The 700-nt window shown below is 74.9% G+C and carries 1 protein-coding gene; it reads left to right on the top strand.

The window, feature by feature from the left end; translation table 11 throughout:
* Nucleotides 1-700 (top strand): fused MFS/spermidine synthase (locus LPA54_RS34145; protein WP_228984554.1); only part of this gene is annotated, 700 nt, incomplete at both ends.

The raw sequence follows: 700 nt of genomic DNA, 5'->3' as shown, positions 1-700 counted from the left end.
CCGCACCCGCCCTGGCGCTCGTCCTGGCGGCGGGCGGTCTTGCCGCCTCGGTCGCGCCGGGCGGCTGCGACGTCGAGACCCGGTACCACTGCGCCGTGGTCGTCGCCGACCCCTCCCGCACCGGCGGCCGCACGCTCGTGCTGGACGGCGTACGGCACTCCTACGTCGACGCCGGCGACCCGGCCCACCTGGAGTTCACCTACGTCAAGGCCGTCGCGTCGGTGACCGACGCCGCCTTCCCCGCCGGCAGACCGCTCACGGCCCACCACCTGGGCGGCGGAGGCCTCACCCTGCCCCGCTACCTCGCGGCCACCCGCCCCGGGACGCGCAGCGTGGTGTCCGAGATCGACGACGGCGTCGTCCGCATCGACCGCGAACGGCTCGGTCTGCGGCCGCAGCCCGGCATCGACGTCCGCACCGAGGACGGCAGGCTGGGCCTGAGGCGGCTGGACACCGACACGCTCGACCTCGTCGTCGGCGACGCGTTCGGCGGTGTCAGCGTGCCCTGGCACCTCACCACGGTGGAGGCGCTCACGGAGGTGCGGCGCGTCCTCGCCCCCGACGGCCTCTACGTCGCCAACCTTATCGACCACGGCGAGCAGTCCTTCGCGAAGGCCGAACTGGCCACGCTCCGTACGGTGTTCGCGCACGTGGCGCTTCTCGGCGAACCCGTCGACACCGGCCTCGCCCGCACCGGCGC

Source organism: Streptomyces sp. DH12 (genome assembly GCF_020873895.1).
Taxonomy (GTDB): domain Bacteria; phylum Actinomycetota; class Actinomycetes; order Streptomycetales; family Streptomycetaceae; genus Streptomyces.
This window is presented reverse-complemented; position numbering and strand designations above follow the sequence as displayed.